The sequence below is a fragment of the Actinopolymorpha sp. NPDC004070 genome (assembly GCF_040610475.1).
Taxonomy (GTDB): Bacteria; Actinomycetota; Actinomycetes; order Propionibacteriales; family Actinopolymorphaceae; genus Actinopolymorpha.
Genome location: NZ_JBEXMJ010000005.1, coordinates 116,074 through 130,806 on the forward strand (window position 1 = coordinate 116,074; position 14,733 = coordinate 130,806).

The 14,733-nt window shown below is 73.0% G+C and carries 14 protein-coding genes; 5 read left to right on the plus strand and 9 right to left on the minus strand.

Annotated elements, in window-relative coordinates; all coding sequences use genetic code 11:
• Positions 1-87 precede the first annotated feature (87 nt).
• The gene (locus ABZV93_RS11260) at positions 88-1,191 is read left to right on the plus strand and encodes a DMT family transporter (protein WP_354933518.1); all 1,104 of its coding nucleotides are present in this window, start codon (positions 88-90) and stop codon (positions 1,189-1,191) included.
• 9 nt (positions 1,192-1,200) lie between these two features.
• Here ABZV93_RS11260 and ABZV93_RS11265 read toward each other — a convergent pair whose 3' ends face one another.
• Complete coding sequence (locus tag ABZV93_RS11265) at positions 1,201-1,794, minus strand: TIGR03086 family metal-binding protein (RefSeq protein ID WP_354933520.1); 594 nt, start codon at positions 1,792-1,794, stop codon at positions 1,201-1,203.
• A gap of 174 nt (positions 1,795-1,968) precedes the next feature.
• Between ABZV93_RS11265 and ABZV93_RS11270 the strand changes: the two genes are divergently transcribed.
• Both ABZV93_RS11270 and map read left to right on the plus strand, forming a co-directional pair.
• The gene (locus ABZV93_RS11270; protein WP_354933522.1) at positions 1,969-2,814 is read left to right on the plus strand and encodes an AraC family transcriptional regulator; all 846 of its coding nucleotides are present in this window, start codon (positions 1,969-1,971) and stop codon (positions 2,812-2,814) included.
• Between the two features lie 53 nt (positions 2,815-2,867).
• Positions 2,868-3,638 carry a type I methionyl aminopeptidase gene (map, locus tag ABZV93_RS11275; RefSeq protein ID WP_354933524.1) on the plus strand — a complete coding sequence of 257 codons (771 nt, stop codon included), beginning with the start codon at positions 2,868-2,870 and terminating at the stop codon, positions 3,636-3,638.
• A gap of 40 nt (positions 3,639-3,678) precedes the next feature.
• Here map and ABZV93_RS11280 read toward each other — a convergent pair whose 3' ends face one another.
• From ABZV93_RS11280 to ABZV93_RS11305, 6 genes are all read right to left on the minus strand, one after another.
• On the minus strand, positions 3,679-5,304 hold the full coding sequence (locus ABZV93_RS11280; RefSeq protein ID WP_354933526.1) for a molybdopterin-dependent oxidoreductase: 1,626 nt from the start codon (positions 5,302-5,304) through the stop codon (positions 3,679-3,681).
• A gap of 204 nt (positions 5,305-5,508) precedes the next feature.
• On the minus strand, positions 5,509-6,114 hold the full coding sequence (gene thpR / locus ABZV93_RS11285; RefSeq protein ID WP_354933528.1) for an RNA 2',3'-cyclic phosphodiesterase: 606 nt from the start codon (positions 6,112-6,114) through the stop codon (positions 5,509-5,511).
• Between the two features lie 16 nt (positions 6,115-6,130).
• Positions 6,131-7,882 carry an MFS transporter gene (locus ABZV93_RS11290; protein ID WP_354933530.1) on the minus strand — a complete coding sequence of 584 codons (1,752 nt, stop codon included), beginning with the start codon at positions 7,880-7,882 and terminating at the stop codon, positions 6,131-6,133.
• The gene (locus tag ABZV93_RS11295) at positions 7,879-8,325 is read right to left on the minus strand and encodes a MarR family transcriptional regulator (protein WP_354933532.1); all 447 of its coding nucleotides are present in this window, start codon (positions 8,323-8,325) and stop codon (positions 7,879-7,881) included. The genes ABZV93_RS11290 and ABZV93_RS11295 overlap by 4 nt, the downstream gene beginning before the upstream one ends.
• Before the next feature lie 326 nt (positions 8,326-8,651).
• Positions 8,652-9,425: a glucose 1-dehydrogenase gene (locus tag ABZV93_RS11300; protein ID WP_354933534.1), complete on the minus strand. Its 774-nt coding sequence runs from the start codon at positions 9,423-9,425 to the stop codon at positions 8,652-8,654.
• 97 nt (positions 9,426-9,522) lie between these two features.
• Entirely contained in the window at positions 9,523-11,019 is a 1,497-nt protein-coding gene (locus ABZV93_RS11305; RefSeq protein WP_354933536.1) for an NCS2 family permease, read from the minus strand.
• A gap of 165 nt (positions 11,020-11,184) precedes the next feature.
• On the opposite strand from ABZV93_RS11305, the gene ABZV93_RS11310 reads away from it, so the two are divergent.
• Positions 11,185-11,514, plus strand: coding sequence for a DUF2530 domain-containing protein (locus ABZV93_RS11310; protein ID WP_354933538.1), 330 nt, complete (start codon positions 11,185-11,187; stop codon positions 11,512-11,514).
• Between the two features lie 34 nt (positions 11,515-11,548).
• Here the strand turns inward: ABZV93_RS11310 and ABZV93_RS11315 are convergent, their stop codons facing one another.
• Positions 11,549-12,373, minus strand: a complete 825-nt coding sequence (locus ABZV93_RS11315) for a DUF3027 domain-containing protein (RefSeq protein ID WP_354933540.1) — start codon at positions 12,371-12,373, stop codon at positions 11,549-11,551.
• Positions 12,374-12,974: 601 nt separating this feature from the next.
• On the opposite strand from ABZV93_RS11315, the gene ABZV93_RS11320 reads away from it, so the two are divergent.
• The gene (locus ABZV93_RS11320; RefSeq protein WP_354933542.1) at positions 12,975-14,219 is read left to right on the plus strand and encodes an MFS transporter; all 1,245 of its coding nucleotides are present in this window, start codon (positions 12,975-12,977) and stop codon (positions 14,217-14,219) included.
• Between the two features lie 22 nt (positions 14,220-14,241).
• Here the strand turns inward: ABZV93_RS11320 and ABZV93_RS11325 are convergent, their stop codons facing one another.
• A complete protein-coding gene (locus ABZV93_RS11325) occupies positions 14,242-14,625 on the minus strand; it encodes a cold-shock protein (protein WP_354933544.1) in 384 nt (127 codons plus the stop codon).
• Positions 14,626-14,733: the final 108 nt, after the last annotated feature.

Consider the following 14,733-nt stretch of genomic DNA (forward strand, 5'->3'; position numbering starts at 1 on the left):
TCTCCGGTGGGTGATCCCCGGCGACTGATCGACGCCGTGGACCGGGGGTGCGTGCCCGGTCCACGGCCGGGCGGCAGAGGATGGGGTGTGACCCAGACCCGCAACTCCCCCACCGGAACCGACCAGCACGCCCCGCCGGCGCAGCTCGCGGTGGGCATCGCGATCACGTTCGTGATCGGCGTCCTGCTCGCCTGCCAGTCGAGGGTGAACGGCCAGCTCGGCTCGGAACTCCACGACGGGATCGTCGCCGCCACCTGGTCGTTCGGCTCCGGGTTCGTGGTCCTGGTGATCGTCGCCGCGCTCGTCCCCGGCATGCGGTCCGGGCTGCGTTCGGTGCTGGCCGCCCTGCGCGCCGGGCGCTCCGAGCGCTCCGGCAGCACCGAGGGGGACTCGCCGTGGGCGCTGCGGCCGTGGCAGGTCCTCGGCGGCGTCTGCGGGGCGTACCTCGTGGTCACCCAGTCCGCGACCGTCGGCCTGGTCGGCGTGGCCGTCTTCACGGTCGCGGTGGTCGCCGGGCAGGCTGGCAGCAGCCTGGTCGTCGACCGGCTGGGCCTGGGTCCGGGTGGACGGCAGCCGGTGACGACCCGGCGGATGGTCGGCGCGGTGCTGGCGCTCGGCGCGGTCGTCCTCACCGTCGCCCACCAGTTGGGTACGCCGGCGACCGCGGCGCTGGCGATCCTGCCCGCACTGGCCGGGGTGGGTACCGCGTGGCAGCAGGCGGTGAACGGCCGGGTGGCGCGGGCCGCCGCCGGACCGCCCTCCGACGCCGGCACCCGGCCCGGGCGCAAGCCGGCGGGGACCAACGGCAACGGCCTGCTCGCCGCGCTGGTGGCTGCGCTGACCAACTTCGGTGTCGGTACGGCCGCGCTGGTGATCGCCGCCGCGGTCGACGTCGGGCTGCGCGGCATGCCGACCGCCTGGCCCACCAACCCGCTGCTGTACATCGGCGGGTTGTTCGGGATCGCGTTCATCAGCCTGGCGGCGTACGTCGTGAAGATCACCGGCGTACTCCTGCTCGGCCTGACCTCGGTGGCCGGGCAGCTCGTCGGCGCGCTGGTCCTGGACGCGGCGCTGCCGACGAGTTCGGCCCACCTGACCGTGACCACCATCTCCGGGACGCTGCTCACCCTGGTGGCGGTGGCCATCGCCGCCGCCCCGGCCCGGCGGCGATCCGCCGCCACCTCCGGCTGACGGAGGCGGTCACGGTGTCCAGCGCGGGTCCCGTCCGCTGAGCGCCAGCACCCGGTCCAGGTCGCTCGCGGTCGCCGGCACCTCCAGCGGCGTACCGAACAGCCCCATCGCGCGCGCCTGTTCGGCCGACCGGGCCGTCGCGTCGTACGCCGCCCGCGCCACGTCGCCCGGGCAGTCCAGGCGCTGTCCGGTCGCCACGGCCAGGTCCCAGCCGTGCAGGACGAGCTCGCCGAACAGCATCTGCGCCACGAAGTCGGCCGGGAGTTCGGTCTCGCCGCCCATCCGCGTCGTCCCGTCCTCCGCGCCGGGTTCACCCCACGCGGCGACCGCCCGGTCCAGCTGGGCGGCGTAGGACTTCACCCACTCACCGTGCAGGAAGTCGTGGTCCGGCGCCAGCATCGCTGGGTCGGGCAGGTCGGCGACGGGTCGCTTGCGGGCGCTGAGCTCGCTGACGTGGCCGGTCCACAGGATCAGGTGGTTGAGCAGCGCCCGTACGTCGTACTCCGTGCACGGTGTCGGCGACCCGAGCTGTTCGGGTCGTACGCCGCGGACGACCGCGATCGCGGACCGGGCGGCCCGAGCCATCAGCGGCTGGATTTTCATCGCTGTCCCTTCGCTCGTTCCCCGCCGATGCCGGATCGGCGGCTGCCTGTCGACGCCGGTCAGTCAACCCGGGCGGCGGGGTGCAGGTCTTGAAGAAACGCGACCGACCGCCGTCCGGGCAGGTGCCGACAGCCGGTCGCGGGCCCTGTCGGCGCCCGGCCCTAGGCTCGCGGTGTGAACGGATCCGCACCGGTGCAGGGGTTGGACAGCACGCGCGGGATCCTGCACGCCCGGGAGGGTCTGCGGCGGTTCGAGCTGCGCCGGCGGCTGCCCTCACCAACGGTTGCCGGGCTGGTCTCGCACTACTGGATCGTGTCCTGGGACCTGCACGGGCAGCCGCCGCACACCCAGCGCGTCCTGCCGTACCCCTGTGTCAACGTCATCTACGAGGCTGCGCGCAGCCGGGTCGCCGGAGTGCTGCGCACCCCTCATCCGCAACTGCTCGCCGGTACCGGCCGGGTGCTCGGCGTGATGTTCCGGCCGGGCGGGTTCCGGCCGCTGCTGGGCCGGTCGGTGGCCACGATCACCGACCGGTTCCTGCCGCTCGCGGAGGTCTTCGGTGCCGAGGGAGACGAGGCGGCGGCCGCGGTGCTCGCCGCGCCGGACGACGACGGTCTGGTCGCGGCGGCGGAAGAGTTTCTCACCCGGCTTGTCGTCCGCGCGCGTGGGCGGGACGCCTCCACCCTGTCCACCGCCGAGCGGGTGGCCGGGATCGTCGAACTGGTCGCGACCGACCCCACCATCGTGCGCGTGGACCAGCTCGCGGCCCGGCTCGGGCTCGGTGTCCGGGCGCTGCAGCGGCTGTGTGCGGAGTACGCCGGTGTCGGACCGAAGTGGGTCATCCGGCGCTACCGTCTGCATGAGGCCGTCGAACGCGCGGCCGAGGACCGCGACCCGGACTGGGTACGCCTCGCCGCCGACCTCGGCTACAGCGACCAGGCACACCTGGTGCGCGACTTCACCGCGGCCACCGGGCAGTCGCCGAGCCGCTACGCCCGCGCGGCCCGGCGCCAGACCTGACGGCGACCCGCGCCCGACCGGAACAGACCCTCCGACGGACGGACGAACAGAGCATGGTCGAACTCAAGACCGCGAACGAGATCGCCGCGATGCGGGCCGCCGGCCGGGTCGTCGCGCAGACGCTGGCCGCCTGCGCGGAGGCCGCCCGGCCCGGCGTACCCCTGCGCGACCTGGACGAGGTGGCCCGGGGCGTGCTCGCGGCCAACGGCGCGAGGTCGTCGTTCCTCGACTACCACCCGCACTTCGCGCCGACCCCCTTCCCGGCGGTCCTGATCACATCGGTGAACGACGTGATCGTGCACGGCATCCCGGACGACTACCGCCTCGCCGACGGCGACCTGCTGAGCATCGACTTCGGCGCCGAACTCGACGGCTTCCACGGCGACGCGGCCACCAGCCTGGTGGTGGGGACGGCCACCGATCCCGCGGACGAGAAGCTGATCGCGACCACCCGGGCCGCCCTGGACGCCGGCATCGCCGCCGCCACACCCGGCAACCGGATCGGCGACATCTCCCACGCCATCGGGCGGATCGGCCGCGACGCCGGGTACGGCATTCCCGCCGACTTCGGCGGGCACGGAATCGGCCGGCAGATGCACGAGCCGCCGTCGGTGCCCAACGAAGGAAGGCCCGGACGCGGCTTTCCGCTGCGGCCCGGCCTGGTGATCGCGATCGAGCCGATGTTCATCTCCGGCGGCCACGACGGCTACCACGCCGCGCGGGACGGATGGGCGCTGTGCAGCGACGACCGGAGCCGGGCCGCGCACGTCGAGCACAGCGTGGCGATCACCGAGGACGGCCCGGTCGTGCTCACCCTGCCCTGACCGCGGCGGCTGACTGCGGGACTCGACCGGCTCGCGCCGGTCAGGTCACCGTCACCTCGATCGCGTGGTAGCCGCTGGCGCCGTCCGGCGCCGGCGGGGCGACCGCGGCGGACTGCACCTGCCCGGCACCGTCGAACGCCCGTACCTCCAGTTGGTACCTGCCCTCCGGCGCCTGCCAGGTCCAGCTCCACTGCCGCCAGGAGTCCTTCGTCGGCTGCCCGGCCAGCCGCGCGACCTGCCACGGTCCGCTACCGGCCCGCACTTCGACCCGGGAGACGCCGCGGTGCTGTGCCCAGGCCACGCCGGCGACGGTCACCGCGCCCGCCGGCACCTTCGCGTCGCTCGCGGGTACGTCGATCCGGGAGGCGGTCTTGATCGGTCCCTGCGCCGACCAGCCCCGGGTCGTCCAGTACGCCTGGAACCGGTCGAACCTCGTCACCTCGACGTCCACCACCCACTTGGTGGCCGAGACGTAGCCGTACAGCCCGGGCACCACCATCCGCACCGGGAAGCCGTGCTCCAGCGGCAGCGGCGCGCCGTTCATCCCGAACGCCAGCATCGCCGCCCGGCCGTCGGTGAGCGCCGACAACGGCGTGCCGCACGTCCAGCCGTCCGCCGACGTCGACTTCACCGCGTCCGCACCGGGACGGACGCCGGCCTCCTCCAGCAGGTCGGACAGCAGTACGCCGGTCCACAGGGCGTTGCCGGCCAGATCGCCGCCGACCTCGTTGCTCACGCAGGTCAGCGTCACCCACCGGTGCACTATCTGCCGTCTGCGCAGGTCGGCGACGGACAGCTCCAGCGGACGGTCGACCATGCCGTGAACGCGCAGCCGCCAGCTCGCCGGGTCGACCACGGGCACCGACAGGGCGGTGTCGATGCGGTAGAAGACGTCGTTCGGAGTACGCCAGGGGGTCAGGTCGCGGATGCGCAGGTCGGCGCCGGCGGGTACGGCCGTGGTGGGCGGGCGCGGCACCGGGAACGACGCCCGCGCGTCGGCCACCGCCCCTCGCCGGCGCAGCAGCAGGGAGCCCGCGCCGGCCGCGACCAGCGAACCGGCGACGACCAGCCCGCCTCTCAGCAGCAGGTCCCGCCGCGCCTGCGCGGCTGCCGAACCGGCACCCGGCTCGGCCCGTGCTGCCTTCGCACCTGCCGGCTCGGCCGGCTCAGCCGTTCGTTCGACGGCCCGTAGCGCCCAGACGAGCACGCCACCGGCGGCGAGCGCGGCGAGCAGCGACGGGACGATCGCGGCGGCACCCGCGTCCGGGCGGCTGGCGGCGGCCAGCGCACCGACCAGGCCGAGTACGCCGAAGACCACCCAACCCAGCGGGCGGCGCCACCACCCGGCCAGGCCGGCCAGCGCGCCGAGCGCCACGACGAGCACCACGATTCCGGTGACGAGCACGGGCTTGTCGGCAGTACCGAGCGTGCGGATGCCGAACTCGCGTACGGACGCCGGGATGACATCGATGAACGCCGCGCCCACGGCCACCACGGGCGCGGACCGGGGTTCGGCGATCAGGCCGGCCGCGAGCTGGGCGAGGGCAAGACCCGCGCCGGCCGCCACGACACCGGCGCCCGCCGCCCACGTACGAAGGCCCGGCCGCGGCCGGGACCCGCGTCTGGAACCGGGCCCGGCGGCAGGCCCGGAGTTCGTCGTTCCCATCCTCGAATCCTCACCCCGCCTGCTCGGTCTGGCCAGCGCGGGCCGGAGTCGGGGTGGAAGCGTTCGGATTCCGTAATCACTCCGACCGGCTCGGGACGCGGCGCTCAGCCCCGGGTGAGCGCCGCCACGACCACGATCGCCACGAGGAGCAGGAGCACGCCGGGGATCACCAGCCGCCGGTACCGAGGATGCACGTCTGGGAGGCTACCTGTCCGCGCTCGTGTGGTCGGCCCGGCCCGTGAGCGGCCAGTCGGCGACCGTCTCGTAGCGCGGGTGCCGCCCCTCGCCCTGGCCGAGGTGGGACGCCACGAGTTCGAGGCGGTCGGCGACCCACTCCGGGCCGCCGTAACCGGCCAACTCGGCCGTCACCTGCCCTACGTCGGCCGGCTCGCGCAGCCGGGCGAGCGTCAGGTGCGGCTTGAAGCGCCCTTCGCGTACGTCCAGCCCACTGCGGCGGGCCGCAGCCGACACCGAACCAGCCAGCGCTCGCAGCGGGCGCAGGTCACCGTCGATCCCGGCCCACAGAACCCTGGCTCGGCGCACCGAGCCGAAGCCGCCGCTGCCGGCGACCCGAAGCCGCATCGGCGGGTACCGCCCGGCGGCTCGCCCCAGGCGGCGGTGAAGGTCGGTGCGCGCGGAGTCGGGCACCTCACCCAGGAAGGCCAGGGTGAGGTGCCACTGTGCCCGCAGCGACCAGCGGTAGTTGTCGTCGGACGCGACCGGCGCGAGCCGTTCGCGCACCTGGGCGAGCTCGTCGGCCAGGTCGTCGAGCACCGCGGGCGGCGGGACCACGGCGACGAACAACCGCATCAGCGCACCGGCCGGACTACAGCGTCGCGGACCGGCCGGCCCCGCCGCGCCGTGACTGGCGGGCCGAGACCTGTGTCCGCCACGGACGCACCGCCTGTGGTGTCGGGCCCGAGCAGCGGGTGGTGGCGACCGAACTCCATGCCGGCACTCTCTCACCGGTCGGCGCCGGCGCGCGGCGCACCGCCGATCGGGGCGGAACGACCGCAGCGGGCCGACCCTCGCCGGATGCGTGTCCGGACCGGCGCACGCCGCCGTGGTGCGGGTCGCCCCGCCCCTCCGGCCCGTCTGGTGCGCTCGCCTCGGCGCGTACTCCGACCGGCTCGCCCCGGACAGGCTCGGCACTGACAGGTTCGGCACTGACCGGCTCGGCGTCGACCGGCTCGGGGCCGACCGGCTCGGGGCCGACCGGCTCGACGTCGATCGGGCGTTCCTGGGTGACCACCTCGTCCTCGGCGCCCCCCTCCGGCGCGGCGGCGTCGGCGGGCAGCCCGGCAGCGGTCGCCTCGGGCCGCTGCTGGGTCCACCAGAAGTGCAGGTGCGGACGCGGACGAAGGTGCGCCCGCATCACCAGCCCCTGCCGGTGGGTCAGGATCAGCGCCGCACCGAGCGTGCCGAACAGGCTGATCAGGCCGCCGCCGATGAGGGTCCACCGGGCACCGAAGGTCTGGCCGACCCAGCCGACGATCGGCGCTCCGAACGGCGTGCTGCCGATGAACACCATGCTGTAGAGCGAGATCACCCGCCCGCGCATCTCCGGGCTGACCGACAGCTGCATCATCGCGTTCGCGGCGGTGATCATGGTCAGCTGCGCGAACCCGAGGAACGGCAGCATGAGGGCGAAGGTGAGATAGGTCGGCGCCAGGCCGTTCAGCGCCTCCAGAATCCCGAAGATCACCGCGGCGACGAGAACGATCCGCAGCCGCGGCCGGCCCGTACGGGCGGCGCGCAGGGCGCCGATCACGGCGCCGACCGCGACGATCGAGCCGAGGACGCCGTACTCCCCGGCGCCCTTGCCGAACACCTCGGTCGCCATCAGGGCGCTGGTCATCTGGAAGTTCAGGCCGAAGCAGCCGACGAAGAACACGACCCACAGCACCAGCATCAGATCCGGCCGGCCGCGGACGTACTGAACGCCGTCGCGCACCATACCGGGCTTGCGTGGGACGGGCGCGGCCGTCTGGAGCTCGGAGGACCGCATCCGGGCGAGCGCGATGATGGTCGCGGCGTAGGTGATCGCGTTGATCAGGATCACCCAGCCGGTGCCGACCAGGACGATCAGTAAACCGGCCAGCGCCGGCCCGATGACCCGGGCGCCGTTGAACGACGCGGAGTTCAGGCCGACCGCGTTGGGCAGGTCCTCCTTGCCCACCATCTCCACGACGAACGACTGCCGCGCGGGGTTGTCGACCGCGCTGGCGACGCCGAACAGGAACGCGATGAGGTAGACGTGCCACACGGTGACGACACCGGTGAGGTCGAGCAGGGCCAGCGCGGCGGCGGTGATGCCCATCGCGACCTGGGTGCACTGCAGCACCTTGCGCTTGGAGAAACGGTCGGCGATCAGGCCGCCGAACGGTGCGACCAGCAGGAACGGCAGGAACTGCAGACCGGTGGTGATGCCGAGCGCGGTGCCGCTGTTGTGGGTGAGCTCGAGGACGAGCCAGTCCTGGGCCACCCGCTGCAGCCAGGTGCCGGTGTTCGAGACTGCCGAGCCGGCCGCGTAGAGACGGTAGTTACGATTCCGGAGGGATCGGAACGTCTCGATCACGCTGCGGCCAGCCTTTCCAGGATCGGCGCCGCCTGGCGCAGGATCTCTTTCTCGTCGGGGGACAGTTCACGCAGACGCTGAGCCAGCCACGCGTCGCGTCGCTTGCGGTCTTCGGCGAGGATGCGGCGTCCTTCGTCGGCCAGCCGGACCACCACCTGGCGCCCGTCGGTGGGGTGCGCCTCGCGCACCGCGAGACCGAGGGCTTCCAGTGAGCTCACCGTGCGGGTGGTCGACGGGGGCCGCACCTTTTCCAGGGCGGCGATCTCACCGATCGTCAACGCGCCGTGGCGGTTGACGGTGGCCATCACACCGAGTTGGTTCGCCGTGAGCTGGTGGTCGGCGGCGCGCTGGTTTCGCAGCCGACGGGACATCCGCATCACCGATATACGCAACACACTTGCGAGGCCCGCGTCAGACTTCACGGGCAAGGTTGATGACGGCATGAAAGTTAGCGTACCTCATTACCCTTGCTAACGACCACCCGGCGCCGAGCATTCCCCGTATGCGGGTAAGGGTTTCCGGCTTCGGCAAGCGCTCTCCCGGCGCGGGTATGGTTGCGTTCCCACAATGTGGACGGCGCACTGCGGCCGCTTGCGCGGCGAACCTCGCGAAGCTCACCCAACGCGCATCCGGCGCGTTCGTGGCACCGCCGGAGAGCCGAGGACGGTCAGTGCAGGAGAGGATCAAGCCGCCGAGGAGGATCGGGTGACGGAGAAGCTCAGGTGACGGAGAAGATCAGGTCACCGAGAGGATCAGGTGACCGAGAGGATCAGGTGACCGAGAACCCGCCGTCGACGTAGATCACCTGACCGGTGACGTAGTCCGCCGCGTCACCGGCGAGGAACACCGCGACGCCCGCGAAGTCGCCGGGCTCGCCGTTGCGGCCGATCATCGTCCGGGCGGCCAGGGCCTGCTCGCGCTCGGGATCGTTCATCACCGACTCGGTGAGCGGGGTACGGACGAAGCCGGGAACGATCGCGTTGCACCGCACACCCTGCGCCGACCAGGCCTCCGCCTGGGACCGGGTGAGGGCGAGCACGCCGGCCTTGGACACGCCGTACGCACCACTGTTGCCGAACGCACGGATCGACTGCTGCGAACCGACGTTGATGATCCGGCCCCAGCCCCGGGCGGCCATGGCGGGCCCGAACCGCTGCCCGAGCAGGAAGGCGGCGTCGAGGTTGACCGCCAGCGTGCGGTCCCAGTCGGCGGGGGTGAGCTCGGCCATCGGCGGGCGGAGATTGATCCCAGCCGCGTGCACCACGATGTCGGGCTCCCCGAACACCGCGACCGCCTCGTCGGCCGCGCGGAACACCTCGGCACGGACCCCGAGGTCTGCCTGCACGTGCGCGGCCTGGCAACCGGCCCGGCGCAGGGCCGCCACCGTCTCCAGCAGCGGGGGCTCCCGCCGGGCGACCACCACCACGTCGGCACCGGCCCGGGCCAGGGCCGTGGCGATCGCGCCCCCGATCCCCGAGCTTCCGCCGGTGACCAACGCCACCCGGCCGTGCAGCGAGAACAGACCTTCCACGAATCCCGGCATGCGCACAGTGTCCCGTAACCTCCCGGTCCGCGCTGGACCGGACCCGGGGTACGGCTGAGATCGGGCGGAGGGTCCAGGCGGGACCGGGGCGCAGGCCTCAGGAGACGCCGAGTGCCTGCTTGATCGGGTCGATCGCGAAGTACACGACGAACAGCACCGCGACCACCCACAGGAGCGGGTGGATCTCGCGCGCCTTGCCGCGGGCGGCGCGCAGCACGACGTAGGACACGAAGCCCGCACCGATGCCGACGCTGATGGAGTATGTGAACGGCATCAGCACGATGGTGAGGAACGCCGGGATCGCGATGTCGTACTTGTCCCAGGAGATCTCGGTGACCTGGGTCATCATCAAGAACCCGACGACGACCAGAGCCGGCGTGGCCGCCTCGTAGGGAATGATCTCCACGATCGGCGCGAACAACGTCGCCAGCAGGAAGCACACCCCGGTGACGACGCTGGCCAGGCCGGTGCGCGCGCCCTCGCCCACGCCCGCCGCCGACTCGATGTAGGACGTGGCCGACGAGACCGACGCGGCACCTCCGGCGGCCGCGGCCACCGAGTCGACCACCAGGATCCGCTGGGAGTTCGGCGGCACGCCGTCCTTGTCCAGCAGCCCCGCCTCGGAGCCGATCGCGGTCATCGTGCCCATCGTGTCGAAGAAGTCGGCGACCATCAGGGTGAAGATGAGCAGGACCGCGGCCACGATGCCGATGCGCTCGAACGACCCGAGCAGGCTGAAGTGGCCGAGCAGGCCGAAGTCGGGGACCTGGATCCAGTGGTCGGGCAGTCGCGGGACGTTCAGGCCCCAGCCGCGGGGGTTGGTCGCGTAACCGGGCCCGGCGGCGCCGACCTTCGTGATCGTCTCGATCACGATGGCCAGCACGGTCGCGCCGAGGATGCCGTACAGGATGGCGCCGCGCACCTTGCGGACCACCATGATCGTGATCGCCAGCAGGCCCACCACGAACACCAGCACCGGCCAGCCGCCGAGGGAGCCGTCGACGCCGAACTGCACCGGCACGGGCGGCGCGGAGGTCCGCCGGACCAGGCCCGCGTCGACGAAGCCGATCAGCGCGATGAACAGTCCGATGCCGACGCTGATCGCGGTCTTGAGCTCGCGGGGCACGGCGTGGAAGACCGCCCTGCGGAAGCCGGTGAGGACCAGCACCAGGATGACCAGGCCCTCGAGCACGATGAGCCCCATCGCGTCCGCCCAGGTCATCGAGGACGCGACGCCGAAGGCGAGGAAGGCGTTCAGGCCGAGGCCGGTCGCCAGCGCCAGCGGGTAGTTGGCGACCAGGCCCATCAGGATCGTGACCACGCCCGCGACCAGTGCGGTGGCCGCCGCGACCATCGCGATGTTCGGCGAGGTGCCGCCCCCGAGGAACTGCCCGCTCGCGTCCTTGACAGTGCCGATGATCAGCGGGTTCAGCGCGACGATGTACGCCATCGCGAAGAACGTCACGAGCCCCCCGCGGACCTCCCGGCCGACCGTCGAGCCGCGCTCGCTGATCCGGAAGAAACGGTCGAGCCCGCCCACGGAACCTCTGTCCCCCTTGTCGGTGGATACCGTGTCGGTTGCCGCACCGGCCATCCCAGGCACCTTTCTAGCGATGAGGGCGGCCTGCGCCCACGAGCAGGGCGCGCGCCCTGAGGATCCGGCGGCAGCATGCCAGACGCCGGGCGTTCGCCCGACGCGGAGGTACCACCAACCATGGATGATGCCCTACGCGTGCAACACCCGGGTTACGCTCGTGGTGTGAACCCGGACGAACCTACCCCGGACGAGGCAGCCACGGACGAGTCCGGTCGGCCGGCCCGCGGGCGGCTCGTCGCCAGCGAGGTGCACCCGCTCGACGTCGACGGGGTACGCACCGTCTCGATCGGCATCCTCGTCTGGACGGTCGCGCTGCTGGCCCTGCTGCCGTTCACGTCCCGGCTGCGTGCCGCCGGCATGGAATGGTGGCTGTGGACCTGCGTGACCGGGATCGTGCTGGGCCTGGTCGGGCTGGCGTACTGCCGCCATCGCCGCGACCGGATGAGGCAGGGCCGGAAGGACCGGTCCCCGCAGGCGCAGCGGGGGACGTAGGCCGAAGCACCTCGGGCAGGGCGGCCCGGCGGGCTCAGCGGCCGGAGCGGCGGGAGCGGCGGGGCTGGTACTCCAGGTCGTCGTAGCCCAGGGTGTCGAGCACGTGCGACGGCAACCCGGTCGGCCCGGTCGGCTCCGACGCCGCGGGCGTGGGCGCCTGGATCTCGGAGTGCGCACCGCAGCCGTGGTCGTACGCCACCACCTGGCCGTCGCTCGGGGAGAACTCGTTGCTGCACACTCCGAACAGCGTGCCCAGCGGGCCGGACAGCGGGACAAAAAACGCACAGGTGGAGCAGGGAGCCGGCGCCGCCTGCGCGACCGGGTCGTCCGGGCCGTGCGGTCCGGTGTACCAGCGTTCGGCGGCGTCGTCGCGCCCCTCCACCGACAGCACGCGGACCCGGCCGAGCCCGACCTCCTGGTTGAGGACGCGGAGTGAGTCGGCGGCCTCGGTGTCGTCCGGGCCGAGGTAGCCGGGCACCAGGCGGAAGTCGTCGGGTGCCGTCGGCAGGATGTCGCCCGGTCCCAGGTCGCCCGCCTGCACCCGCTGCGACCACGGCACCCAGGCGGGCGCGGTGATCGCTTCCGGACCGGGGATGAGTACGACCTCGTCCACGGTCGCGGCCTTGGCCCGGGCGGCCCGGGCCACGCTGACCGCCCAGCGCCAGCCGACGTAGCCGCGGTGACCGGCGTCGAAGTAGTGGGTGACGAGCCGCTCGCCCTCGGCCTCGCAGCCGAGGTAGGAGCCGACCTCGCCCTCGGCGGCGACCTCACAGGCGGCGGCGCGCGCCAGCTCAACGGCCCCCGCGCACACGGCGTCGATCCGTGCGGTCCGGGAAAGCCGCCGGGTGGTGGTACTCACGACAGCGATTCTTGCACGCGCCCCCTTGGTCCTCACCGGGTGCCGCGCCCCCGCCTGGAACGGCCGACCTGGGTCCGCCGCCGGTCCGGCCGGAGCCGGGCCTGGAGCATGGCCGGGAGCGGGGGAGCACGAGACGCCGACCAGACGACCGGGAGAGGATGTGACGGTGGAACCACGTGATCGCCCGCCGGGCCGGCCGCTCGGACCGCCCGGTCGCCGCGCCGGTCAACGGGCGATCCCGGACTCCCCCGGTCCCGACCGCACCCGTCCGCTCGAGGAGCAGCCGGCCGGCGAGAACGGATCCGACCAGAACGGATCTGCAGAGAACGGATCTGCCGAGAACGGATCCGCCCAGGGCGGGTCCCCACCGCGCTGGTCCACGCCGAACGGACCTCCGCCGAACGGACCAGCGCCGAACGGATCAGCGCCGCCGCGAAGCGACCCGCCCCGAAGCGACACGGGGGCGCCGCCCCGAGGCTCGCGTACCCGCGCCGCGCGGGACGGGCTCACCCGCACCGCCCGCGCGGTCGGTGCGGCGGCCGCCGGCGCCGGCCGTGGCGCGCGGCGGGCGGGCGGCGCCGGAGTCCGCCGGGTACGCCGGGTGACCCACGCCCAGGGCATGGGCGAGTCCGGGCTTGCCAAGCTGATCGAGCTGAACGCGTTCCACGCCGGCGGCGACGCGGCGATGGCCATCGGGCTCGCCGGCACGCTGTTCTTCGCCGTGCCGTCCGGTGAGGCCCGCGGCCGGGTGGCGCTCTACCTGCTCATCACGATGGCGCCGTTCGCGGTGGTGGCACCGCTGATCGGGCCGTTCCTGGACCGCTTCCGGCGGGGCCGCCGATGGGCGATCGGGTCGACGATGGCGGTCCGGGCGTTCTTCTGCTGGGTGATGGCCGGCGGGGTCGCCACCGGCGCGCTGTGGCTGTACCCCCTGGTGTTCGGTTGCCTGATCGCGTCCAAGGCGCACAACGTGACCCGGGCGGCGGCCGTGCCGCGACTGTTGCCGGACGGCGTCGCGCTGGTCACCGCCAACTCGCGGATCTCGCTCGCGGGCAGCATCGGCGCGGGCGTCGTCGGCGCGGCCGCGGGCGGTCTGGCGTACTTCGGACCGCAGTGGCCGTTGCGGTTCGCGTTCGTGGTCTTCGCGGCGGGGACCGTCGCGGCCATCCTGCTGCCCGCAAGGGTGGACTCCGCCGAGGGCGAGGAGGACGTCCGGATCGCCGACATCGGCCGGCGGCTGCGCGGCATCTCCCCCAGCATCGGGCTCGCGCTGCGGGCGAACGTCGCGTTCCGCGTGCTGTCGGGCTTCCTGTTGATGTTCATGGCGTTCCTGCTGCGCGAGGTGCCACTGCCCGGGTGGTCGGCGACCGTGCAGGTGGGCGTGGTGGTCGGGGCCGCCGGTGCCGGCAACCTGGTGGGTACGGCACTCGGCGCGCTGGCCCGGGCCCGCCGGCCCGAACTCGTGCTGTCGGTGCTCCTCGGCGTCACGGCCGCGGTGGCCGCCCTGGCCGCGACCTTCTACGGCCTGGTGACGGTCGCGGTCCTGGCGTTCGCCGCGGGCTTCGCACAACAGGCCGGCAAGCTGTCCCTGGACGCGCTCATCCAGCACGAGGTGCCCGAGAGTGTGCGGACCAGCGTCTTCGCCCGCTCGGAGACGCTGATCCAGCTGGCCTGGGTGGTCGGCGGCGGTATCGGGATCGTGCTCCCGCTCATCCCCCAGCTCGGGCTCGGCCTGTGTGCTGCCGGGCTGGCGGCGGGACTCGTGGTCGTACTCCGAACACCGCGCGGGTCGGTGTCCACGGCGGTGGAGCAGCCGCGGACGCCGACCGGCGCTGCCGACCGCTGACAGCGCGTTCGTAAGGTCCTGGTCAGAGCTCCAGCTCGTCGGCCAGCGCGCGCAGCACCGTGGACACCTTCTTGGACGTACGCGGGTCCGGGTGGCGGTCGCGGCGGTAGGTGGTCTCCAGGCCGTCGAGCAGGCGGATCAGGTCCTCCACGATCAGCACCATCTCGTCCGGCGACTTGCGCATCGCCTTGGAGACGCTCGGCGGGGCTTCCAGCAACCGCACCGACAGCGCCTGGTCGCCCTTTCGGCCCTCGACGATGCCGAACTCCACCCGCTGACCGGCCTTGAGCGCGGCGACTCCCGCGGGTAGGGCACTCGCCCGGACGTAGACGTCACCGCCACCGTCCTTGGTGAGGAAGCCGAAGCCCTTGTCCGCGTCGTACCACTTCACCTTGCCAGCCGGCACATCGACCTCACTCGCGCTGAACCCGAAGGTTGCGTAGAACGCGGACCGTGCCCGCGCCCGTCCATGACAGTGGCCCCCGTCGCACGGGGGCCACTCCCAGCCTAGACG